The sequence below is a fragment of the Kribbella sp. NPDC051936 genome, assembly GCF_040680955.1.
Classification (GTDB): Bacteria; Actinomycetota; Actinomycetes; order Propionibacteriales; family Kribbellaceae; genus Kribbella.
Genome location: NZ_JBFAXS010000005.1, coordinates 87407 through 109724 on the forward strand (window position 1 = coordinate 87407; position 22318 = coordinate 109724).

The 22318-nt window shown below is 70.0% G+C and carries 18 protein-coding genes; 3 read left to right on the forward strand and 15 right to left on the reverse strand.

The annotated features are described in order from the left end of the window. Window positions 1-12: 12 nt before the first annotated feature. From AB0L64_RS18005 to AB0L64_RS18060, 12 genes are all read right to left on the reverse strand, one after another. Window positions 13-1473: an RtcB family protein gene (locus tag AB0L64_RS18005; RefSeq protein ID WP_363711285.1), complete on the reverse strand. Its 1461-nt coding sequence runs from the start codon at window positions 1471-1473 to the stop codon at window positions 13-15. A gap of 33 nt (window positions 1474-1506) precedes the next feature. Beyond that, window positions 1507-2982, reverse strand: coding sequence for a nucleoside-diphosphate sugar epimerase/dehydratase (locus AB0L64_RS18010; RefSeq protein ID WP_363711287.1), 1476 nt, complete (start codon window positions 2980-2982; stop codon window positions 1507-1509). Next, on the reverse strand, window positions 2979-4202 hold the full coding sequence (locus tag AB0L64_RS18015) for a DegT/DnrJ/EryC1/StrS family aminotransferase (RefSeq protein ID WP_363711289.1): 1224 nt from the start codon (window positions 4200-4202) through the stop codon (window positions 2979-2981). The genes AB0L64_RS18010 and AB0L64_RS18015 overlap by 4 nt, the downstream gene beginning before the upstream one ends. Before the next feature lie 99 nt (window positions 4203-4301). Further along, complete coding sequence (locus AB0L64_RS18020; protein ID WP_363711291.1) at window positions 4302-5015, reverse strand: response regulator transcription factor; 714 nt, start codon at window positions 5013-5015, stop codon at window positions 4302-4304. After that, a complete protein-coding gene (locus tag AB0L64_RS18025) occupies window positions 5012-5626 on the reverse strand; it encodes a response regulator transcription factor (protein WP_363711293.1) in 615 nt (204 codons plus the stop codon). Before AB0L64_RS18025 ends, AB0L64_RS18020 begins: the two co-directional genes overlap by 4 nt. After that, complete coding sequence (locus AB0L64_RS18030; RefSeq protein ID WP_363711295.1) at window positions 5623-6267, reverse strand: HAMP domain-containing sensor histidine kinase; 645 nt, start codon at window positions 6265-6267, stop codon at window positions 5623-5625. The genes AB0L64_RS18025 and AB0L64_RS18030 overlap by 4 nt, the downstream gene beginning before the upstream one ends. Before the next feature lie 228 nt (window positions 6268-6495). Next, the gene (locus AB0L64_RS18035; protein WP_363711297.1) at window positions 6496-7821 is read right to left on the reverse strand and encodes a right-handed parallel beta-helix repeat-containing protein; all 1326 of its coding nucleotides are present in this window, start codon (window positions 7819-7821) and stop codon (window positions 6496-6498) included. A gap of 277 nt (window positions 7822-8098) precedes the next feature. Next, window positions 8099-9178, reverse strand: a complete 1080-nt coding sequence (locus AB0L64_RS18040) for a HAMP domain-containing sensor histidine kinase (RefSeq protein WP_363711299.1) — start codon at window positions 9176-9178, stop codon at window positions 8099-8101. After that, a complete protein-coding gene (locus AB0L64_RS18045) occupies window positions 9150-9815 on the reverse strand; it encodes a response regulator transcription factor (RefSeq protein WP_363711302.1) in 666 nt (221 codons plus the stop codon). Before AB0L64_RS18045 ends, AB0L64_RS18040 begins: the two co-directional genes overlap by 29 nt. Window positions 9816-9958: 143 nt before the next feature. Beyond that, window positions 9959-11155: an epoxide hydrolase family protein gene (locus AB0L64_RS18050; RefSeq protein WP_363711304.1), complete on the reverse strand. Its 1197-nt coding sequence runs from the start codon at window positions 11153-11155 to the stop codon at window positions 9959-9961. Then, window positions 11152-11583 (reverse strand): MarR family transcriptional regulator, encoded by a 432-nt coding sequence (locus AB0L64_RS18055; RefSeq protein ID WP_363711306.1) that lies wholly within the window; start codon window positions 11581-11583, stop codon window positions 11152-11154. The genes AB0L64_RS18050 and AB0L64_RS18055 overlap by 4 nt, the downstream gene beginning before the upstream one ends. Window positions 11584-11613: 30 nt before the next feature. Further along, window positions 11614-13659: an FHA domain-containing protein gene (locus AB0L64_RS18060; RefSeq protein ID WP_363711308.1), complete on the reverse strand. Its 2046-nt coding sequence runs from the start codon at window positions 13657-13659 to the stop codon at window positions 11614-11616. 442 nt (window positions 13660-14101) lie between these two features. Between AB0L64_RS18060 and AB0L64_RS18065 the strand changes: the two genes are divergently transcribed. After that, window positions 14102-16405 carry a M4 family metallopeptidase gene (locus AB0L64_RS18065; RefSeq protein WP_363711310.1) on the forward strand — a complete coding sequence of 768 codons (2304 nt, stop codon included), beginning with the start codon at window positions 14102-14104 and terminating at the stop codon, window positions 16403-16405. Between the two features lie 72 nt (window positions 16406-16477). On the opposite strand, the gene AB0L64_RS18070 is transcribed toward AB0L64_RS18065, so the two are convergent. The 3 genes from AB0L64_RS18070 to AB0L64_RS18080 form a co-directional block, all read right to left on the reverse strand. Further along, complete coding sequence (locus tag AB0L64_RS18070; protein ID WP_363711312.1) at window positions 16478-17656, reverse strand: hypothetical protein; 1179 nt, start codon at window positions 17654-17656, stop codon at window positions 16478-16480. Window positions 17657-17810: 154 nt separating this feature from the next. Beyond that, the gene (locus tag AB0L64_RS18075) at window positions 17811-18497 is read right to left on the reverse strand and encodes a hypothetical protein (protein ID WP_363711314.1); all 687 of its coding nucleotides are present in this window, start codon (window positions 18495-18497) and stop codon (window positions 17811-17813) included. After that, window positions 18494-19060: a helix-turn-helix domain-containing protein gene (locus AB0L64_RS18080; protein WP_363711316.1), complete on the reverse strand. Its 567-nt coding sequence runs from the start codon at window positions 19058-19060 to the stop codon at window positions 18494-18496. Before AB0L64_RS18080 ends, AB0L64_RS18075 begins: the two co-directional genes overlap by 4 nt. Before the next feature lie 222 nt (window positions 19061-19282). Between AB0L64_RS18080 and AB0L64_RS18085 the strand changes: the two genes are divergently transcribed. Further along, a complete protein-coding gene (locus AB0L64_RS18085; RefSeq protein ID WP_363711318.1) occupies window positions 19283-20035 on the forward strand; it encodes a nucleotidyltransferase domain-containing protein in 753 nt (250 codons plus the stop codon). A 150-nt stretch (window positions 20036-20185) separates the two neighbouring features. Continuing rightward, window positions 20186-22306, forward strand: a complete 2121-nt coding sequence (locus AB0L64_RS18090) for an alpha-galactosidase (protein ID WP_363711320.1) — start codon at window positions 20186-20188, stop codon at window positions 22304-22306. Window positions 22307-22318 lie beyond the last annotated feature (12 nt).

Sequence of the window (22318 nt, forward strand, 5' to 3'; positions counted from 1 at the left end):
TCTCCCGAACCGTCAGTGCAGAACTGCGACAGGTCGCATCCGCGCGACCGGCTTGACCAGCCCGTGGCGGACGAGGACGTCGAGGGCCGCGTTCACGCCGAGGTCGTCGAAGTGGTGGGCATCGGTGGGCGCGCCGTCGTCGTATCGGTAGCGGCGGGTCTTGTGCTTCAGCGGGTGGTCGCCGGAGATGCCGCGCGCCACCAGGTCGGAGACCACGGTGCCGGCGCCGTGACAGGCGGAGTACAGACTGCTCGCCGCACGGTCGCCCGCCACGGCCAGGTAGCTGGAGGTGCGGTGCGTACCGGGCAGCAGCACGGCCTGTCCGGTCTCGGCGAACGTCGTCCCCGGCGACATCATCGAGGCCGGGAAGGCACGGCAGGAGTTGTGCCGGTGGACGACGCCGGTACGGTCCCCGACCGGCTCTTCGTAGATGCTGTTGTGCGGCGAGTCGACCACCAGCCGCCCGGTGGCGCCGCCGAAGGAGTCGGCCGCGATCCGGCGGAGTGCGGCGTACGTCGCGGTGCGGAAGGCGAAGCCGTAGTTCATCGCGGCCGCGGTCGCGAGCATCAGCCGCCGGCCTTCGTCACTGGCCAGCGGAAGCGGCGTGCAGCCGGCGGTGAAGTACAGACCGAGCCGTGCGCGCAGTTGCGCGAAGGAGCGCGCGGAGCGGAGGTGGAACCACGGCTTCAGTGCCGCGTTCACGGCCTTGATCTGAGCGGGATAGTCCTTGCGACGGAAGAACAGGCGCCCGATCTCCCCGGTGAAGACCCCGCCGCCGCCGTGGTATTGGATGGTCAGCTGGCCCTCGGTCACTCCGAGCTTGGCGGCCCGCTCCGGGTCGAGGATCTCCTCGACCCGCTGGAGCTCGACGAAATGGTTGGACGGGCCAATGGTTCCGAAGCGGTACCGGGCCAGCTGGAAGGCGATCCCCGGAAGCTCCGCGCGCAGCCGGTCGAGGCCGCCGTAGCGCTCCAGGTCGATCCGGCCGCCCTCCTCGATCCGCTCCAGGTCCTCGGCCGGTGCGCCCCAGCGCTCCACACTGAACTCGGACCCGGCGCCGACCGCCTTGGCGACCTCCTGGCGGCTGAGTTCGGCGGTGCCCCGGGTCGGGTACGGATAGCGCTCGCGGACCGCTCGCATGAAGACGTCGACCGCCTTGTCGTCGGGGACCTCGGAGTCGACCGCGATCAGCGCCATCCCGCAGTTCACCGACGAGCTGGTCAGCTCGGGACGGACAGTGCCGCTGGTCGCGACCGCGACGCTCGACGGCAGCTCCATCTTCGACTTGTGGTGGAAGTCCGGCAGCACCACCGGCGGGGCGGCCAGGTCCGCGCCCTCGACCCGATGTCCGAGCGCCGTGATCGTCGCCCGGCCCGCGGGGAGCAGGGTGGGGTCATCGAAGACCGTCGGGGGGACATTGACGGTACCGTCGAGGACGCGGACGTCCAGTGGCGGCCTGGCCTCTGTGGTCATGCTGTACTCACAGTCTGTTGTCGGGTGGGCAGGTCAGAAGTCGTCGGGATAGGGCGCGCAGGCCGACACCAGACCGGGCGTCGGGCTGTACTCCGGAACGAGCCGGCGCAGATGCCGGAAGACCTCGTCGGGCCGGTTGTGCGCGGCGGCGTCGTACAGCTCCTGCAGCCCGGCCCGGAAGCCGGCCGGCGGCGGTGGCGCCACGGTCATCGAGATCCGCGGATGATCGGTGGGCGTGGCTTCCTCGCCGGCGCCGAACAGTTCCTCGGTGAGTTTCTCGCCCGGCCGCAGACCGGTGTACTTCACGTGGACGTCGCGGACGTTCAGCAGGCCGGCGAAGTTGTGGACCAGGTCGACGATCCGCACCGGCTCGCCCATGTCCAGGACGTACGTCGCCGAGCCGTGCGACATCCGCGCCGCCTCCAGGACCAGCCCGACCGCTTCCTCGATCGTCATGAAGAACCGGCTGACGTCGGGATGCGTGATCGTCACCGGTGTGCCACTGGCGAGCTGGTCCCGGACCACGTGCAGCAGCGAGCCTCGGCTGCCCAGCACGTTCCCGAACCGGACCGCGGTCAGCACCGTCGGGGCCGGCTGCTGCGACTCCAGCACCAGCTCGGCCAGCCTCTTGGTTGCCCCGAGCACCGAGGCCGGGTTCGCGGCCTTGTCGGTGGAGATCAGCACGAACCGTTCGACGTCGTGGACGACGGCGGCCTCGACCAGGTTCTGGGTACCGCGGACGTTCGACTTCACGCCCTCGCACGGGTGTTGCTCCAAGACCGGAAGGTGCTTCAGGGCCGCCGCGTGGAACACGATCTGCGGCCGGTGATCACGGAACAGCTGGAACAGCCGCTCGCTGTCCCGGATGTCCGCGACCACGGTGTTCTCGGTGTCCAGCAGCGCCTCGCCCCACAGCTCGAGCTGCGTGCGGTGCAGGTTGGACTCGTCGTGGTCGAGCATGATCAGTTGCTCGGGGCCGAAGCCGTACACCTGACGACACAGCTCGCTGCCGATCGAACCGCCGGCGCCGGTGACCAGGACCCGCTTGCCGGCGATCGCGTCCCGGGCGTGCCTGCTGACGACGTGCATCTCCGGCCGCCCGATCAGCGGGCCGATCTGCAGCGCCCGCATGTCGGTCCCGGCGATCTGACGCTGCAGCACGGAGAGGAACGGCGGCAGGTGCAGCACGGTCGCGCCCAGCGCGGCGGCGCGCAGCCCGAGCTGCTTCACCTCGTGCGACGGCATCGACGGAATGGCGACCACGACGACGTCGGCCCCGGTCCGCTCGAGGACCTCCTCGAGATCAGCCAGGGTGCCGAGCACCTTCCGCCCGCCGTACCGCCTGCCCGCCTTGCCGGGATCGTCGTCGAGGAAGCCGACAGGCTCCAGCCCGAACGAGCTGACCCGGTGCAGGTCGCGAGCCAGTGCGACCCCGGCCTCACCGGCCCCGACCACAACGGTCCGCAACAGGCCGTTGTCGCTGTCGTGTAGCAGCAGAGGCTCACTCATTCCGTTCCCTTTCCCGAGATGCCCTGATGCGCGATGTCGGTGACCGCCGTACAGACCGCGTCGACCTGTTGCCCGGTCAGCCGCGGGTACATCGGCAGCGACAGCAGCTGGTCGAACAGTGCGTCCGCCCCGGTCAGTCCGGCCGACGGAATCAGGGCCGTCTGGCTGAAGTACGCGAGTCGATGGACCGGGATGAAGTGCACCGAGGTGCCGATGGCGCGAGCGGAGAGCGCGGCGATCACCTCGTCGCGATCGATCCCGCCGTGCAGGCGGAGCCGAACCGGGTACAGATGCCAGGCGTGCGTGCCCTCCCCGGGAGCCGGCCGGTGCGGAAGCCCGACACCGGGCAGTCCCGCGAGCCGATCGTCGTACTGTGCCGCGATCTCGGCGCGCCGCCGCTGCCAGGACGGGAAGTGGTTGAGCTGCGCGCGGCCCATCGACGCCTGGATGTCGGTCATGTTCGCCTTCAGGCCGGCGTCGGCGACGTTGTAGCGCCAGCTGCCACCGGGCAGGTAGCGCCGCCAGGCGTCGGCCGTCATCCCGTGCAGGCGTGCCCCGCGCAGCCAGTCGGCGCGCGCCGCGTCGTCGGTGGTGATCATCCCGCCCTCGCCGAGCGGGAGGTTCTTGGTGGCGTAGAAACTGAAGCAGGTCGCGCCGGGGCCGGAGCCGATCGGCGCGTCGCCGGCGTACGTGCCGAGCGCGTGCGCGGCGTCCACCACGACGTGGTCGAGCGGCACACCGGCCGCCTCGGCGAGCGCCGGTACGTCGGCCACGTCGCCGGCCCAGTGCACGACGGTCAGGGCGGCGGGCCGGCCGAAGGCCTGTACGGCGGCTAGCACCGTCGCCGGTGTCGGCATGCCGGTGACCGGGTCGACGTCGACCAGAACCGGCTGGTGCCCGGCGTGCACGATCGCCTGGACCGCGCCGCAGAACGTCATCGTCGAGCTCAGCACCAGCGACCCGCGTGGCAGCCCGAGTGACCGCAGCGCCAGCTCGATCCCCTGTGTGCACGACGATACGGCCACCGCGAACTCTGCGCCGACCACTGCCGCGAACTCGGTCTCGAACGCCGCCACCTCCCGGCCGGTGGTCACCCACCCGGACTGCAGGACCCGCAGAACGGCGGCCTGCGCCTCGGCGGTGATGTCACAATCCGCGAACGGTACGGCGATCTCCGCCGCCGGTAGCGGACGCGCCGCAGCAGTGATTCGGGTAGTCATCCCGATGCCCCCCTCGAGGCCCCCTCGGGCCCTGATGTCCCTCGACGCTACGAAATGTGACCGGCGCCCGCGCCCGCCTGCGAGACGAGAACCTCTACGTCAAGAGGATGATCCGCGCCCGTTGGTCATTACGGACCCGTCGTTCTCGTCGATCCCCGTCACACCGTGTGAACGGGCAAAGGCGACCAGTGCGAGCGCCGAGTGCTGCTCCGACCGGCGGAGCAGGCTCTGGATGTGGGTCCGGACCGTGTTCGTGGACAGGAACAGGTAGTCGGCCGCCTCGGCCCTGGTCATCCCGGAGACCAGGCAGCGCAGGACATCGAGCTCGCGAGGTGTCAGCCGATCCACGAAGCCGGCGGCAGCGCGCTGCCGGCGCAGATCGCCCAGGAGATGGCTGAGCACCGGTCCGAGCGTCGCGGGCGCGAGGTACAGATGGCCGTCGAGGACCTGCCAGATCGCCGCAACCAGGGTGGGCAGCCGGGTGGTCTTCGCCAGCCAGCCTCGAGCACCTGCGTCGATGGCCTGCACGATCAACCGCGGGTCGGTGCTGCCGGACAGCATGATCACGGCCGGCGGGTCGGGTTCGGCCAGCACTTCGGCCAGCAGGTCGAAGCCGGACTCCTCGGCCAGCGACAGGTCGAGCAGGATCACATCGGGCCGGCCGGAGCCGAGCAGCTTTCGTGCGGCGGTGAGGTTCGAGGCGGTGCCGACGTGGCCGATGCCGGGTTCGGTCGCGAGCAGGCCCGCCAGTGCTTCGGCGAAGACGCGATGGTCGTCGACCAGCAGGATCGCCACCCCGGACGATTCCCTCACCGGCGACCGCCCTCGATCAGTTCCTGCACGTCGACCAGCCCGGCGTCGGCGGCCGCGCGGGCGAGCTTGCCGCGGCCGTGCACGCCGAGCTTGCGCAGTACCTGTTGGACGTGGGTGCGGATGGTGTGCCTGCTGACGCCGAGGACGCGGGCCATCTGTTCGGTGTTGTAGCCCTGGACGACCAGGTGCAGCACCTCGAGCTCCCGGGCGGTCAGGGCGTCGACCACCGGCTGGTGCTTACGCCGGTCCGCGGCCGGCCGCCCGGCCGCAATGTGGTGGCCGTCGGCAACCGACTCGGTGGCGTCGAGCAACGTTCGCAGACTGCAGGTCTTGCTGACCACGCCGTCCGCCGTCCCGGTGTCGAAGGCGTCCCACGCCTGTTCGTCCTGCGGATCGGTGAGCAGTACCACGTACGGCGTCCGGTCGCCGCGGTGTGGCAGTTCGGTCACGGCAGAGCTGTCCAGGACGTACAGGTCCGGACGGCGGCCGGTGCCGTCGAACAACTGGCGCGGATCGTCGGTGGTCGTGACGACCTCGTGGCCCCGCAGTTCGAATGCGGAGGCGACGACCGAGGCGAACAGCCAGTTCTCCTCACAGATCGCGAGCCTCATGCCGACCTCATCGTGGGGTGCCCCCCACGGGGCAGACAGAGCCGGACGGTGGTTCCGCGACCGGGCACGCTGCTGATCTCCAGCCGGCCGTCGAAAGCGCGCGCTGCTGCCGCCACCACCCGCAGGCCGTGGCCTGTTCCGGCGGCGACGTCACCGAAGCCCGGGCCGTCGTCGGACACCTCGACGTACGCCTCCCCATCGGCCGACTCGTCGGCACCGACGCGGACGTGGACGTGCCCGGTGCCGCCGGCCGCGCGGCAGGCGTTGTCGAGCAGGTTGCCGATGGCACGCCGCAGCAGTGCCTGGTCCCCGGCGACCACGACCCGCGCGACCCGGTCGAAGATCACCGGCGCGCGGTACGTCAGCCGAACCACGTCGGCGCACTCACCGGCCAGCTGGGTCAGGTTGACCCCGCCGATCCGCCGCGCGGGCACCTGCTCGACGTCCAGGAGTTCGGCGATCGCGTCGAACTGCTGACGGATCAGTGCCAGCCGCGCCGGTACCGCGTCGAGCTCGGCCGTCGGTTCGGACAGACACAGACCTGCGGCGACGTACTGTCGCAGATCGTGGCACAGGCGCAGCAGGTGCTCCGGGTCGCCGGCAAATCCACCCCGGGCCGGCGACGGGTCGGCAGCGCTCATCGATGACCCCCTCAGGTCCCCCGACCGAGCCGACCGCCCACCGCGGCCACACGCACCGAGCCCTCGACGACAACGGACGGTCATTCCGTCCTGGCCTCCCCGCTCGGGCCCCCCACAGCACGCGTCCCGGTCTTAAGGGACCAGTACAGGCCGTCACCAGGTGAAGAGGCAGGGGCAGGCGGCAGACGTCATGATTCGGTCATCTTCACGTCATGTTTCGGCCCGACGTCAGGGCTGGTACTCGTAGGCGCCGAGGTCGTCGTAGCGCCGCGGCCCCTCCGCGAAGGTGTTGGCGGTCGCCGGATCGTCGACCCTGGCCAGCCCCTCGATGTCGGTGGACTGGGCACCGGACGCGCCCGAGTCGCCGCGGTCGATCGCCGCGGACCCGGGCCCGATGTGCAGGTTCCACGAGCCGGCCGACACGAAGCGGGGATCGGCCTGTACCCCGTGTGACTCCTGGTGGGTGGCCGCCTGCATGGCCGCCAGCGAGGTGTACGTCGTACCGAAGGCGTACATCTTCCCGCTCGTCGTCAGCCAGACCAGGTTGTGGTCCACGGTCGTGGATGCGGGCGCCGAGTCCCAGATGCCGATGTTCCCGGCCCGCCGCGTACAGGCGATGCCGTTGTACGCCGGGTACACCGCGTTGTCGACCGCGACGTTGTTCGAGACCACGTAGTTGCCGGAGGTGCCCTCGACGTTGATGCCGGTCGTGCAGTTGCGGTACACGGTGTTGCCGATCAGCCGGCCACCGGTGACGTTCAGGTCGTCGATGCCGTGGTCGCCGTTGTTGTACGTGACGTTCAGCGCCGCCAGGTTGTCGTTGCCGCCGGTGTAGAACTGGATACCGGAGTCCTCGTTGTCGTGCGTGACGTTGCGCAGCACGGTGTTGCCGGCGCTGATCACGTTGATCCCGTTGGCGTTGCGGCGGTACCCCTCGGCGTTGAAGCTGGCCGAGTTGCCGCTGACCAGGATCCCGGTCGACCCTGACGTGAGCAGGATTCCGGTGCCGTTGTTGTGGTTCACGTCGTTGCCGCTGACAACCGACGAGCTGGACGAGCGGATGCTGATCCCGTACGCCGTCTGGCCGGAGACCGGATGCCCGGCGCCGGTGACGGTGTTGCCGCTGACCGTGATGTCGTGACTGCCGGTCACGTACACGCCGTCGTACTTGGTCCCGGTGAAGGTGAGACCCGACAGGGTGAGGTAGGCGCGCGAGGAGATGTTCGCGCCGAAGCTCGTCGGCGTGAGGACCGGGTGCCGCCCCGGCCAGGCGGTGATCGTGATCGGCGCGTCCGCCGTCCCCGAGACGACGGGTTTGATCGTCTCGCTGTAGGTCCCGTCACCGATGTACAGCGTGAACCCGGCGGCGAGTTTCGCCACCCCCTTGGTGACGGTGCAGTACGGCGTGGTCGACGTACCCGGGCCGGCGTCGGAGCAACCGGCCACGGTCCGGTCGACGTACAGAGTCGTCGTCACGGCGCGCGCGACGAGTGGACACGCGAGTGCGGCTCCCGACACCAGGAGCACGCCGGCCGACCGGACACGAAGCCTCATAACCACAGACTGCGGCCGGTTGGTGCCGGTCCGCATCGCCCGTTCGGCGTAGTTGATCGTGCCGACGGCAGGAGAACGGCTGCGTACGCCTCGTGACCGGGCCGGTCAGGTCTTCCGGTCACGACGAGGGGGATGTCGTGGACCGGACCCGGCGCGGCGCCCGGAGCATGTGGGGTGCGTCCGGGGTTCGGCGGGCGTACGCAGCGGGTTCCCCCCAGCAGGGTGGGACCGGACGCCTGGGCGGGGCAACAAAGATGACGTGGCCGTCATCGACTGGTCAGTTGGCCGGCAGTTCCAGCTCGAAGAGCGCGCCGCCGTTCGGGCCGTTCCGCGCCGACAGCCGGCCACCGTGCGCGAGCGCGGCGGACCGTGCCATTGCGAGCCCGAGACCGGTGCCCGTCCGGCCGTTCGGCGGCGGTCGATGCCAGAACCGTTCGAACACGTGCGGCAGGTCTTCCGGCTCGATCCCGGGGCCGGAGTCGGCCACTTCGACGACGCAGCGGTCGGCGGATCGCCGGCAGCCCAGGCTGATCTCGCCGCCCACCGGCGTGAAGTTCAGCGCGTTCTCGATCAGGGCGTCCAGGGCCAGTTCGATCCACTCCGGGTCGGCCGGAATCCAGCCGGTCGGTTCGCAATCGACCTGCCAGTCGCGGTCCTCCTGGGCCGACCAGTTCGAGGCCAGCTCCCGGACCAGGCTGCTCAGGTTGGTCGGCTGTTCGGACAGTGCGCCACCGGAGTCGAGCCGGGCGACGGCCAGCAGCCGGTTCGACAGCGCGGTCATGCGTTCGAGCTGCAGCATCGCGACCGACAGGTCCGACCGCACCTCCTCGTCCAGGTCCTGTGCGGCCACCAGCTCCAGATGGCCGCGCGCGATCGTCACCGGGGTCCGGATCGCATGGGACGTGTCCCGGACGAACTCGCGTTCCCGCTGGACCGCCTCGAGTTGCCGGCCCGCCATCAATTGCATCTCCTCGATCGCCGCGACCCGGCGCCGGACGTGCCAGATCATCACCAGCAGCACCATCGGCATCAACGGGATCTCGGCGAGCTCGGCTTTCGGCAAGTGGCCCTCGGCAGCCTGCATGACCATCAGCCAGCCGGCCAGCAGAGTGAACGCGGTGGTCGCGGCCACGGTCGGGACCGGCGGCCAGATCCGGTAGCCGTAGGCGATCGCCACCGCGAGGAACATGACGTGGAACGGGCCCGCCTCGAGGCCGGGCTCGATGATCATCAGCCCGAGCATGCCGACGACGACGACGGCCACCGCGATGTCGATCAGCAGGCCGATCCGCCGCGACGGGCGCCGGACGGCCCGCGGCACCGCCAGGTCAGGCGCTCTGGAGCTGATAGCCCACATTGCGCACCGTCACGATGAGGTCTGGCCGGATCTTCGAGCGCAGCCGGCCGACGCAGACGTCCACCACGTTGGTGGACGGGTCGAAGTCGTAGCCCCAGACCTCCGACAGCAGTTCCTGCCGGGAGCAGACGACATCGGGATTGCGCATCAGGTGCCGCAGCAGCAGGAACTCGCGTTTCGGCAGGACCGTCGGCCGGCCGTCGATCAGCAACTGCCGGGCCTCCAGGTCGAGCACCATGTCACCGACGCGGAGCCGGTTCTTGCGCCGGTTGCTCGCGTCCTCGCCGAGCCGGCCACGGACCCGCGCGACCAGCTCGCGGATCGCGAACGGTTTCGCCAGGAAGTCGACCGCGCCCTGCTCCAGGCAGCTGATCCGCAGCTGGATGTCCGCCGTGGCGGACAGCACCAGGATCCGGAACGCGGGATCCTGCGCGAGCAAGGCCGACAGCACCGCCTCGCCGTGCATCCGCGGCATCATCAGATCGAGCACGATCAACGCCGGCTGGTGCTCGAGCGCCAGCCGCAGGCCCCCCAGCCCGTCCGCCGACCCCAGCACCTGGTACCCCTCGGCCTCAAGCGCCCGCCGGACGAACCGGATCAGGTCCGGCTCGTCATCGATCACCAGAATCTTGGTCATCCGTGCCCCCTCAGGATGATGACCTGTAGCCCTTCTGGGGGCCCATTCTCGGTTTTTCGTGCCGCCTATGGAACCCCCTTGTGGCGCTTTCGTGTTCACCTTCCGTTAAGCAAATGTTTGCCTGGGCTCCTGACGTTCCTGTACTACTTCCGGCGTACCTGAGCGAAGGTACGGCGTAGATCGGCGGTCCATTCCGTGGGGGCCTCCCACGGGATGAAGTGGCCGCCGTTCGGGTGGGCGGTGATGTTCGTGTGGTTGTACCAGGCGGCCCGGTCGCTGGCGAGGAAGTTCTGCACGCGCTGCTCGGGTGTGCTGACGCCGGGCGGGTTCTCGTAGCCGACGAAGGTGATGCCGGTCGGGGCCTCGACGGCGGGCGTGCGGTCGTGGGACGGCGTCCACGGGTAGCGGTTGTTGTTCGCGTACGTGCGGATCGAGGTGTCGATCGCGTCGCCGGCCCAGAAGATCGTCGCGTGCGTGAGCAGGTCGTCGTCGGTGAACGCGGCGTCGCTCTCGGACCAGCTCAGCCAGCGCTCCATGATCCACGCCAGCATCCCGGCGGGAGAGTCCGCCAGGCCGAAGCCGAGCGTGGCCGGGTGCAGCACGTGCGCGGCGAGATGCGCGGCGAAGCGGCGCTCGAACCGGACGATCCCGGCGTGGATCTCCGGCGGCAGCCCCTCCGGGATCGGCCGGCCGCCGCTCAGGTCCCATCCGCGGTCGCCGTTGAAGAAGTCGAGTTTCAGTGCCGATCCGATGTGGATCCCGTACAGCTCGTCGGCGTACTTGTGCCCGAGCTGCCCGGTCACCAGCGCGCCGACGTCGCAGCCCGCCGCGGCGTACTTTCCGAAGCCGAGGACGCCCGTCATGAGTTCGTGCCAGACGTCGGCGATCTTCCAGAAGTTCATGTCCGGGCGGGTCGGCGTCGAGAAGCCGAACCCGGGCAGCGACGGGACGATCACGTCGAACGCGTCGGCCGGGTCACCGCCGTACGACGCGGGGTCGGCGAGCGGGTCGATCACCTTCGACCAGTGCCAGAACGTCCACGGCCAGCCGTGGCTCAGGATCAGCGGGACCGGCCGCGGGCCGACGCCCGGCCGGCGCAGGAAGTGCACCGGTACGTCGCCGACATCGACGCGGTAATGCTCGTACGCGTTGATCTTCCGCTCGGCCGCACGCCAGTCGAAACCGTCCGCCCAGTACTCGACGAGCGGTTGCAGGCGGGTCCGGCGGACGCCGTAGAAACCGTCGTCGTTCCCCGCGTCGCGCGGCCACTTGGTCGCCCGCAGGCGCCGGCGGAGGTCGTCGAGGACGTCGTCGGGTACGGCGATCGGAGTGGGAATCATGCGGTGTCCTCCGCGAGGTCGGTCAGGCGGTGCAGTACGTCGATCGAGCCCGCGAGGACCGCGCGCTCGTCGGGGGCGAGCCGCGCGACCAGGGCGGCCAGCTTCTCGACCCGGTTCGCATGCCGGGACCGGACGAGCTCCCGGCCGGTGCGGGTCAGGGACAGCAGGCTGGCGCGGCCGTCGGCGGGGTCGGGCCGGCGCTGCAGGAGCCCGTCCTGCTCGAGTTTCGCGACCAGGCTGGTCAGCGCGGGCTGCTTCAGCTGCTCCGTCGCCAGCAGGTCGGTGAGTCGCAGCGGTCCGCGGCGGCCGAGGGTGTGCAGCACGGACAGGGCCGAGAAGTTCAGCCGTCGCACCGACGGCAGGCGGATGAAGATCGTGTTGAAATCCTCGATGACCGTGGTCAGCCGGTCGACGTCCAGGTCGGGCACGGACGCGACTATATCAAAAATCGATGTACTTCAGTGGCTGAGGGCCACCGGGACGGCGAACGTGGTGCTCCCGGACTTGAAGGTGAGGACGGCCGCGTCGGCGCTGTCCGGGAGGTGGCCCTTGAACGTGATCGTGCCGTGCTCCGTACCGCCGGCCGCGATCCGGCTCGGCCACGAGCTCTTGCCGGGGTCGGCGCGCAGGGCGGTGCCGTCGGCGGCGGTGAACGTCGTCCCGTCGATCGGGATCTTGACCGCCTCCTTGGCGGTGCTGGTCAGCTTGACCTCGACGCGGGTGAAATGGCTCGTGTACGTGACGTTCTCGACCGTCATCGTGATGCCGGAGCCGGCCTTCGCGACCGGTTTGATCAGCCGGTCCTCGCCGGACTCGTTGCCGGTCAGGTAGCCGCCGACGTACTCCGCACCGGCCGTCAGCGCGAACCCGCCGACACCGACGCCGGCGAGCACCACCGCGATCGCGACGAGCACCGACACGTCCAGGCGGCCTCGGCGGCGGGTCGTTGGTGTGGCTGCGTCGAGCAGTGCGAGGACCATTGCGACGACGAGCGCGATGCCGGGCGGCACGAGCCAGCGAAGTGCTCCGTCGGGGCCGTCGGCGAGGAACGTGACGATGAGGTTCACGATGATGCCGAGCAGGATCACGCCGCCGGCTGCGATGAGCACCCGTGCCAGGCGTACGGTCCCGACCTCGTCGTCGTCCGTACTGCGATCCGTGGCGGGCAGCCGCTGCGCGCGAGCTGTTTGCTCGGATGGGCGCCTGCTTGGCTGTTCGGTGCCGTAGCCGTCGTAGCCTTCGGTTCCGGGCCGCGGGGTGGTCGAGCGGCGGTCAGTTCCAGCTGCGCGGCGGTCCCGCGACGCGCCTCGGCGGTCGGCGCCCGTCCGGCGGTCTGTGCCTGTCTGCTGGTCCGTGCCGGTTCGCTGGTCCGTGCCGGTTCTTGGGTCTGTGCCGGTTCGTGCGTCGGGCGTGGTCCGGCGGTCGGCTGCGGGCGGCGTGGGGTCGGGCCAGCTGGCCGACTCGTTCCAGTTCGGCTCGGCGTGGTCGATCTGGCCGGAAACCTCCCAGGGGGACCGGACCGGTTCCGCGCTGTCCGCCGACGGGTACGCCGCCCACGTCCCGCCGTCACCCGACCGCTCGAACCCAGGAACCACACCCGCGGCGCCATACTCCTCCGCGTCGTCCACGCGCTCGCGTGCGAACGGGTTGCTGTCGGCTCCGTACTCTTCGGCGTCGCCCGCCCGCTCCCGTGCGAACGGGTTGCTGTCGGTGCGGGCTTGGTCGGCCGCCGGTGCGAACGGGCTGTGGTCAGGATGGGAGTCGCCGACCGGCGGGTATCGGTCGGCGTCGGGTGCCTGCTGCGTCGGGACGAAGGCGCTGCCCTCTCCGCCCGACCGGTCGGCCGGGGCGTGGTTGGCCCGGTCGGACGAGCTGGCCGCGGGGGGAGGGGGCGGCGGCGTGGGGGCGCCGTACTTGTTGGGCGAGGGCGGCTCTGCCTCGAGCCAGCTGTCGGCGGCTGACGGCGGTGCGGTGGACGCGGCAGGTGGCACCGGTGCCGAGGACGGCGGTGCAGCGGCCGGCGATGCGGAAGACGGCGGCTCCGCGGGAGCGGCTTCTTCGGCGGACGCCGCAGCTGGCATCCAGGCCGAGGACGGCGGCGCAGGATCCAGCGGCCTCGAAGGCGGTGGTCCCGAGGGTTCTGCGGCGGACGCGGCAGGCGGCGTAGCTGCCGAGGACGGCGGTGGGGTGGGGTCGGTGCGCGGGGAGGGGGTGCTGGACTTCGTGAAGGTCAGGACCGAGCGGCCGATGTGGATCTTGTCACCGGTGGTGAGCGGCGTCGGGCTGGTGAGGCGGCGGCCGTTCAGGCCGGTGCCGTTGCGGGACTCGTCGTACAGGGTCCAGGTGCTGCCGTCGCGGTCGAGGCGGGCGTGGATGCGGGAGATCTGGTCGTCGGCCTGCAGCCGGATGTCGGCGTTCGAGGCGCGGCCGATGGTGATCGTGTCGGTCCCGGCCGGCAGCGTCCACTGCTGCTCTCCGAGCGACAGCACGAATTCGGTTTCCACTCACACCCCAGCCGGCGTCGTCTGATCGCGATCGGTCCCGCCGCCGGCGCGTCGCACCCGTGGCAGCCATCCCGTCGGCGCGATTCTGCCATTCACACCCGCCCCAGACCACCGGCAGTCCCACCCGACCACCCTCCGCGACAAGCCGCTCACCGGTCCGGGCCGGCCGTGATGATTCTCAGATTCGGGCGGGTTTGTCAGCGCTTGGTAGCCATGACAACGCGGTCAGTTGTCATCGGGGTGCCAACGGCACGACAGCGCCTTGCCCGGCCGCGGTGGCGGACATAGTGTCCCTCCGCGCGATCCATCGGGGCTGAATGGACAGGGGTCCTCCGCCGGCCCGGTCGATGGGTAGGCCGGAGGTTCCAGCCGGAGTGGTGCACCGACTGCAGTCCGGCGAGGCGCAACCCGCCCAGCACCGCATCGTGAAGGGACCACATCCATGGTCTTGTTCCAGCGTTCCCGCAAACCTGCTGTCGTCCTGGGGCTGACCGGCCTCGCGGCGGCGGCACTCGCCGGGCTCGGCACGTCGGCCGCCGGCGCGGCCCCGAGTGCGGCACCCCCGCCACGGCCGACCCAGGCGGAGTCGAAGGCGTTCGCGGTCGACTCCGCGTCCTCGCTGGTGGCCGGGCGGCCGAGCGCCCTGCACGCCTCGAAGGACGACAAGTTCGTCGCGAAGCCGGTGATCTCGGAGCAGAGCGGTCTGCAGTACGTCCCGTACGAGCGTTCGTACAAGGGCCTTCCGGTCGTCGGTGGTGACTTCGTCGTGGTCACCGACGCGAAGGGCGCCGTGAAGTACACCTCGGTCGCGCAGACCACCGCCGTACCGGAGCTGTCCACGACCGCCAAGGTGACCTCCGCGGCCGCGAAGCAGACCGCGAACAAGCAGCTGAAGCAGGTCAAGGAGTCGACCACGCCGACGCTCGCGGTCTACGCCCTGAACGGTACGCCGAAGCTCGCCTGGCAGTCCCGGGTCACCGGCAGTAACGGCCACGAGCCGTCGAGCCTGTCGGTGTACGTCGACGCGCAGAGCGGCAAGGTGCTCGGTACCAAGGAACACGTGATGGCCGGCAACGGTACGGCGGTCTACAGCGGCCCGAACCCGTTGCACCTGGACACCACCCTGTCCGGCAGCACGTACTCGATGAAGGACCCCAACACCACCAACCTGTCCTGCCAGGACGCCGCGAACAACACCACGTTCTCGGGCCCGGACGACAACTGGGGCAACGGTACGGCGACCAACAAGGAGACCGGCTGCGTCGACGCGCTGTTCGCCGCCCAGACCGAGAAGAAGATGCTGACCGACTGGCTCGGCCGCAACGGTATGGACGGTAGCGGCGGCGCCTGGCCGATCCGGGTCGGGCTGAACGACCAGAACGCGTACTACGACGGCACGCAGGTCCAGATCGGCAAGAACACCGCCGGCGGCTGGATCGGTTCGCTCGACGTCGTGGCGCACGAGATGGGTCACGGCATCGACGACCACACGCCGGGCGGGATCTCCGGCAGCGGGACGCAGGAGTTCGTCGCGGACACGTTCGGCGCGGCGACCGAGTACTACAGCAACCAGGGCGCGTCGTACGACCCGCCGGACTTCCTGGTCGGTGAAGAGGTCAACCTGGTCGGCCAGGGCCCGATCCGCAACATGTACAACCCGTCCGCGCTCGGCGACCCGAACTGCTACTCGAGCTCGATCCCGGGCACCGAGGTGCACGCGGCGGCCGGTCCGGGCAACCACTGGTTCTACCTGCTCTCGCAGGGCAGCAACGGCTCCCCGACGAGCCCGACCTGCAACAGCTCGACCGTGACCGGCATCGGCATCCAGAAGGCCATCCGGATCATGTACAACGCGATGCTGATGAAGACCAGCAGCAGCTCGTACCTCAAGTACCGGACCTGGACGCTGACCGCGGCCAAGAACCTGTACCCGGGCAGCTGCGCCGAGTTCAACACCGTGAAGGCGGCCTGGGACGCGGTCAGCGTGCCGGCGCAGACGGGTGACCCGACCTGCTCCACCTCCGGCGGCGTCACGGTCACGAACCCGGGCAACAAGTCCGGCACGGTCGGTACGGCGATCGCGTCGTTCACGATGACCGCGTCCGGCGGCACCGCGCCGTACACCTGGTCCGCGACCGGTCTCCCGGCCGGTATCACGATCGGTTCGTCCACCGGCACCGTGTCGGGGACGCCGACCGCGAGCGGAACGTTCAACGTCACCGTGACGGCGACCGCGAGCGCAGGCGGATCCGGCAACACCTCGTTCACCTTCACGATCGGCGGCACCGGTGGCTGCTCCGGCCAGCAGCTCGGCAACCCGGGCTTCGAGACCGGTACGGCGGCCCCGTGGTCGGCGTCGGCGGGCGTGATCGACAACACGGCCTCCCAGCCGGCCCGCAGCGGCACCTGGAAGGCGTGGCTGGACGGCTACGGCACGACCCACACCGACACCCTGAGCCAGTCGGTGGCGATCCCGGCCGGGTGCAGCGCGACGCTGTCGTTCTACCTGCACATCGACTCCGCCGAGACCACCACGACCACGCAGTACGACAAGCTCACGGTGAAGGTGGGCTCGACCACGCTGGCGACGTACTCGAACCTGAACAAGGCGAGCGGTTACTCGCTCAAGTCGTTCAACGTCTCGTCGTTCGCCGGTCAGACGGTGACCATCAGCTTCACGGGCACCGAGGACAGCTCGCTGCAGACCTCGTTCGTCATCGACGACACGGGTCTCAACCTGAGCTGACCTAACAGCTGAAACGGCCGCCGTACCCGGGCGAGGGGTGCGGCGGCCGCTTCGTGTCTGCGTCGCTGCCGGTCAGTTGAGCGTCATCCGGGGTTCGCCGTTGGCGAGGCCGGTGCCGGAGATGGTGCAGGTGCCGCCGCGGTTCTGGTTGTAGGTCTGGCGGACACAGGAGCGCAGCGCCAGCTGGGCCCAGTAGTTCGGGTGCAGGGACTCCTGGATGTAGTAGTTCGAGCCGACGGTCGTCACGGTGCGGATCTGGTTGATCCATTCGGTCCTGTCGACGGCGGTCGGCTGGGTCCACGAGCTGAGGCCGACCTCCTCGTACAGGCCGACGGTCTTCTCGCAGAGCCGGCGGCCGTTGAACGCGGACTGCAGCTCGAGCAGGCGGGCGTTGCCGAGGCCGGACTGGCCGATCGCGGCGCGGACAGTGTTGTTGATCGTGACGAGGGCGGTGGCGTTGGCCCAGTCGGCGTCCGCGTTCCAGAAGCCGCAGCCGCCGACGCTCTGCCGGGTGTAGCCCGACTGCCCGTAGCGGAAGCCGCTGGACGCCGGGATCGGCGACGGGTACGTCTGGACGACGAGGCTCCACGCGCTGTCGCCGTACCCCGCGTTGCGCATCGCCGTCCGGACGTTCTGGAACGCCGTCGCGATCTTGCCGCGGACCGTCGTGATGTTGGCGGAGGTGAAGTTCGCGACCACCGACGAGTCGTCGCGGCAGTAGTCGGGGTTCCAGGACGGGGAGAGCAGGAAGTCCTGCACGCACTGGGTGACGATCGACGCGAAGTTGAAGTCGTTGCCGCCGATCGAGACGACGACCTGCCGCACGTTGTGGGTCGCCGCGAAGACCTGCAGCATCTTCGCCTGGCCCTGGTGGCCGGCGCCGTCGTCGTAGAAGTCGATGCCCGGCTTGAAGTAGTCGCCGGTCGAGGTCGTGGTGCGCGCACCCGAGCAGGCCAGGTTCAGGCCGCCGACCCCGCCGCCGATGTATGCCTCCGCCGACAGGCTGCGGTGGCACCGCGGGATCACCTCGGCCGTGTGGCTCGCGTTGTCGTGGTAGGCGTGCGAACCGAGCGCGTCGGCCGGCGTCTCGGAGTCGTTCGAGCTCCCGGCCCAGCGGCCGGCCTCACCCGAGATGTAGGAGTCCCCGACGGTCACGACGTACGGCGTCCCGGAGCCGGGGCCGTCGGCGTGCGCCGGGGGAGCGACCAGGCCGAGCCCGGTCAGGGACAGTAGGAGGATTGCGGCTGACACTCGACGACTTCTGGATGGTTTCACCGGAAGGCCTCTCTCGCCGGAGTTCAGTGATCGTTCGATCACTGTCGGCAAGATACTTCCCGGTAACACTGTCCGGTAGACCGAGTGTGCTGACACGTTTGCGCGCTGTCACGGCAGTGTCAGGGCTCGTTCAGGGCTCGGTCGGGAGCTCCAGCTCCTCCGGCCGGCGCTCGCTCCACCAGGCACGCCAGCGGGCGTCGACAGCGTCGCGGTCCACGTCGCCGTACAGCGACAGGATCGCCATCGTGGCGCCGTCCGGCTTCTGGTCGCCGGGCGGGATGTGGCTGAGCACCAGCAAGCCGTTGCCCCAGGCATCGACCGTGAGGCCGAGCTGGTGGTCGGACCGGTACCAGACCTCGCACGTCACCCGTTCCCCGATCAGGTCGAGCTCGAAGGCGTCACCGGCCGGGATGTGCAGCTCGTCGATCGGGGACACGGCGCCGTTGCCGGAATAGAACAGGGTGCGCCGGGGATCGTCGGGATGGCGCTCGACGGCGAAGCGGAGCTGGTGCAGGAAGGTGATCCAGCCTTCGGTGACGTCGTCGTAGTACGCATCCCAGTCCGGGTCCGCGCCCAGCGGCGCGCGGGTGAGCGTGACCCGGGAGCCGCCGTCGACGGCCTCGACGGCGAACTCGTCGCCGTTGCCGAGCCGCAGCGTGGTCCCGTCCTCGACCGCGCGGGTGAAGTAGATCAGGTCGATCTCCTCGTCGAGGCCGCCTTCGTACTCCCAGCCGTGCCAGTGCCGGATCTTGTCCTTGTTCCGCAGGGCGTCCCACACCGTCGCCACCGGCGCGGCCACCGTCACCACGATCTTCATGTCCCTCCCTCGGTACGGCGGGGCGCGGGATGACCGCCCGCGATCAACCGGTACGGCCGCCCGCCCTCGCTGTCGAACTCCTCGACCACACGCTGCATCGCCGCGGTCAGCGCGTCGGTGAACCGGTGGACGTCGCCCGGCTCCGCGAACCGCACCTCCGCTTCGAGCGTGAACGTCAGCAGCCGCTTCCCGTCCGCGTCGGCGGCGCTCTGCATCCGCGCCACGTCCCGCACGGTGCCGGCGGCGACCTCGACCAGGTGCTCGGCGGCGTACTGGTCCTGGCCCTGCGTGAACGCCTGCCCCATCACCGCCGGATCGATCACCAAGGCCGACGCGCGCAGGATCCGCTCGGTGAACCCGCGCCGCCGCCGCTCCTCGACGAGCTCGACCAGCCCGGCCTTCTCCAGCTCGCGCAGGTGGTAGTTGACCCGCTGCCGCGGCAGGTCGAGCGCGGCCGCGAGCTGGGTCGCCGACGCCGGCTCGCGCAGCAGGTCGAGCAGCCGCCGCCGAATCGGCGACAGCGCCAGCCGCACCTTGTCGGGCTCCTCGACGTACCGCAGCATGCCTTCAATCTCCACTTGACAGAAAAATTTGTCAATGGATCAACCACGCGGATGGAACGATGCCGGTATGGGTCCGCAACTGCCGGTGGGTACGCAGGTGGTGCTGCGCGTCGCGGCACCCGACGACCAGGGCCGTTCGGCGCAGCGTGGGGCGACCGGCGGGTCGCCGGGATCACTGCCGACGGCCGATACACAGTCCGGCTCGTCGACGGGCGGGAGACCGTGGCGCGGCGCGATCAGCTCAGTCTGCGGACGGCGTACCAGGACGAGGCGATCGAGCTGGACCAGCCGGACGGCGATCGGTTGGTGCGCGAGCACACGATCTATGCCGCGGTCGTCGGGTCGCGTGCCTTCGGGCTCGACACCGACGACTCGGACACCGACACCCGTGGTGTGTACGTCGCTCCGACCGAGGCGTTCTGGTCGCTCGCGAAACCGCCGGCCCATGTGGACGGGCCCGAGCCGGAGTGGTTCTCCTGGGAGGTCGAGCGGTTCTGTGAGCTCGCGCTGAAGTCGAACCCGAACCTGCTCGAGGTTCTGCATTCTCCGCTCGTTGTCCAGCAGACGGCGTTGGGCGAGGAACTCGTGAGTCTTCGCCGGTCCTTCCTGTCCCAGCTGGCCTACCAGACGTACTCGGGCTACGTGCTCAGCCAGTTCAAGAAGCTGGAGACCGACTTCCGCCGCGACGGCAGGCCGAAGTGGAAGCACGTCATGCACCTGATCCGGCTGCTGCTGTCCGCTCGCGAGTTGTTGCTCGAGGCAACCCTCGTCGTCGACGTCGGCCCGCACCGCGAGCGGCTGCTCGCGGTCAAGCGCGGCGAGCTGCCCTGGGACGAGGTCGAACGCTGGCGCCTCACCCTGCACGAGGAGCTCGACGAAGCGCTGCAGCACACGGTCCTCCCGGCGACGCCCGACGTCGCCCGGGTCGACGGCTGGTTGCGGTCCGTCCGGAGACGGAGTCTCGGCGCCGCCTGACCGCGGCTGGGGAAGCGGTTGCCAAAGCCGCTGTCCTGACAGCGATGTCAGCTCTAAGCTATTTACTTAACTTCGTGAAGCATTGACAACCGGCTCGGCGGGGTAAATAGTTCCGTCCTGAAATCAATCAGAAAGCAGAGTGAATCAACAGTGTCGAACATCGAGATTCTGCAGCTCCGTGCCGGCGGCGTCAGCCTGGTGCTGGACTGCTCCGGTCCCGGCCTCCCGTCCGTCCTGCACTGGGGTGCGGACCTGGGCGAGCTGACCGAGAACGCTCTGCTGGAGCTGCGCCGCGGCGCGGGTGCGGTCCAGGACGGCAACGGCCTGGACGAGAACCGTCCGATCGCGATCGTCCCGGAGTACTCGTCCGGCTGGTTCGGCCTCCCCGGCCTGAACGGGCACCGCGAAGGCCAGGACTTCTCGGCGAGCTTCGAACTGACCAGCGTCGCGCAGACCGGCAACACCGTGCGGGTCGGCGCCGCCGACGCCAAGGCCGGTCTGCGACTGCTGCTGACCGTCGAGCTGACCGGCTCCGGCCTGGTCAGGTCACAGGCTGACCTGACCAACACCGGCACGACGCCGTACACGGTCGACGGCCTGTACCTGGCGCTGCCGGTGCCGACCGAGGCGACAGAGCTGCTCGACATGACCGGCCGGCACATCGGCGAGCGGCACCCGCAGCGGCACGCGTTCACGCAGGGCGCGCACATCCGCGACAACCGCCGCGGCCGCACCGGCGCCGACGCGACCCTCCTGCTGCTGGCCGGCACCGAGAGCTTCGGCTTCCGCAGCGGCGAGATCTGGGGCGTGCACACCGCGTGGAGCGGCAACCACCGTTCGTACGCCGAGCGCGGCATGAGCGGGTACGGAGTGATCGGCGGCGGCGAGCTGCTGCTGCCGGGCGAGGGCCGCATCGCGCCGGACGGCACCTACAGCACCCCATGGATCTACGGCTCGTACGGCGTCGGCCTCGACCAGGTCTCGCAGCGCTTCCACGACTACCTGCGGGCCCGCCCGAACCACCCGGCGACCGAGCGCCCTGTCGTCCTGAACACCTGGGAAGCGGTCTACTTCGACCTCGACCTGGACAAGCTGAAGGCGCTCGCGGACGCGGCCGCCGAGGTCGGGGCCGAGCGGTTCGTGCTGGACGACGGCTGGTTCCGCGGCCGGCGCGACGACCACGCCGGGCTCGGTGACTGGTACGTCGACGAGGGGATCTGGCCGAAGGGCCTGCACCCGCTGGTCGACCACGTGACCGGCCTCGGCCTGCAGTTCGGGCTCTGGGTCGAGCCGGAGATGGTGAACCCGGACTCCGACCTGGCTCGCGAGCACCCGGAGTGGATCCTCGCCGCCGGCGACCGGATGCCGCCGACCGCACGCCACCAGCAGGGCCTGAACCTCGGCGTCCCGGCGGCGTACGAGTACATCCTCGAGCGGCTGGACAGCATCCTGTCCGAGTACGACATCGCGTACCTGAAGTGGGACCACAACCGCGACTTCGTGGACGGCGGCAACCAGCACACCGGCACGGCGGGCATCCACGCGCAGACCCTGGCCGTGTACCGGCTGATCGACGAGCTGAAGCGCCGGCACCCGGGGCTCGAGATCGAGTCCTGCTCGTCCGGTGGCGCTCGCGTCGACCTCGGCATCCTGGAGCGCACCGACCGGATTTGGGGCAGTGACAGCAACGACGCGCTCGAGCGGCAGACCATCCAGCGCTACACCCAGCTCCTGCTGCCGCCGGAGCTGATCGGCTGCCACGTCGGCCCGCCGCGGGCGCACACCACCGGCCGGACCCAGACGCTGTCGTTCCGCGCGATCACCGCGTTGTTCGGCCACTTCGGCATCGAATGGGACATCGCGTCGGCCTCCGCCGAGGAGCGTGCGGAGCTCAAGGGCTGGGTCGCGCTGCACAAGGAACTGCGGCCGTTGCTGCACTCCGGCCGTGTGGTCCGCGCCGACCGTGGCCCCGAGGACGTGCTGGTCCACGGCGTCGTCGCGCAGGACGGTGCACGTGCCGTGTTCAGCGTCGTCCAGACGAAGCAGTCGGTGACCTCGGCCGTCGGGCGGGTTCGCCTGCCCGGGCTCGATCCGCAGCGGACGTACCGGATCAGCAAGGTCGCGACACCCGGGCCCGAGTCGCGCTCCGCGGCCTGGTCGGCCGACGGTGGACGCGTGGAGCTGAACGGCGCCGCCCTCGCCTCGGTCGGTGTGCTGATGCCGGCGCAGTGGCCCGAGAGCGCGATCTTGCTGGACGTGACAGTGCTCTGAACAAAGGGGGAT

What these genes read in the sequence shown, in the direction of transcription:
- AB0L64_RS18065 (WP_363711310.1), top strand. Translation starts at nt 14,102, where the DNA reads ATGGTCTTGTTCCAGCGTTCCCGCAAACCTGCTGTCGTCCTGGGGCTG.
- AB0L64_RS18015 (WP_363711289.1), bottom strand. Translation starts at nt 4,202, where the DNA reads ATGACTACCCGAATCACTGCTGCGGCGCGTCCGCTACCGGCGGCGGAG.
- AB0L64_RS18045 (WP_363711302.1), bottom strand. Translation starts at nt 9,815, where the DNA reads ATGACCAAGATTCTGGTGATCGATGACGAGCCGGACCTGATCCGGTTC.
- AB0L64_RS18030 (WP_363711295.1), bottom strand. Translation starts at nt 6,267, where the DNA reads ATGAGCGCTGCCGACCCGTCGCCGGCCCGGGGTGGATTTGCCGGCGAC.
- AB0L64_RS18005 (WP_363711285.1), bottom strand. Translation starts at nt 1,473, where the DNA reads ATGACCACAGAGGCCAGGCCGCCACTGGACGTCCGCGTCCTCGACGGT.
- AB0L64_RS18075 (WP_363711314.1), bottom strand. Translation starts at nt 18,497, where the DNA reads ATGAAGATCGTGGTGACGGTGGCCGCGCCGGTGGCGACGGTGTGGGAC.
- AB0L64_RS18035 (WP_363711297.1), bottom strand. Translation starts at nt 7,821, where the DNA reads ATGAGGCTTCGTGTCCGGTCGGCCGGCGTGCTCCTGGTGTCGGGAGCC.
- AB0L64_RS18050 (WP_363711304.1), bottom strand. Translation starts at nt 11,155, where the DNA reads ATGATTCCCACTCCGATCGCCGTACCCGACGACGTCCTCGACGACCTC.
- AB0L64_RS18080 (WP_363711316.1), bottom strand. Translation starts at nt 19,060, where the DNA reads ATGCTGCGGTACGTCGAGGAGCCCGACAAGGTGCGGCTGGCGCTGTCG.
- AB0L64_RS18040 (WP_363711299.1), bottom strand. Translation starts at nt 9,178, where the DNA reads ATGTGGGCTATCAGCTCCAGAGCGCCTGACCTGGCGGTGCCGCGGGCC.
- AB0L64_RS18010 (WP_363711287.1), bottom strand. Translation starts at nt 2,982, where the DNA reads ATGAGTGAGCCTCTGCTGCTACACGACAGCGACAACGGCCTGTTGCGG.
- AB0L64_RS18025 (WP_363711293.1), bottom strand. Translation starts at nt 5,626, where the DNA reads ATGAGGCTCGCGATCTGTGAGGAGAACTGGCTGTTCGCCTCGGTCGTC.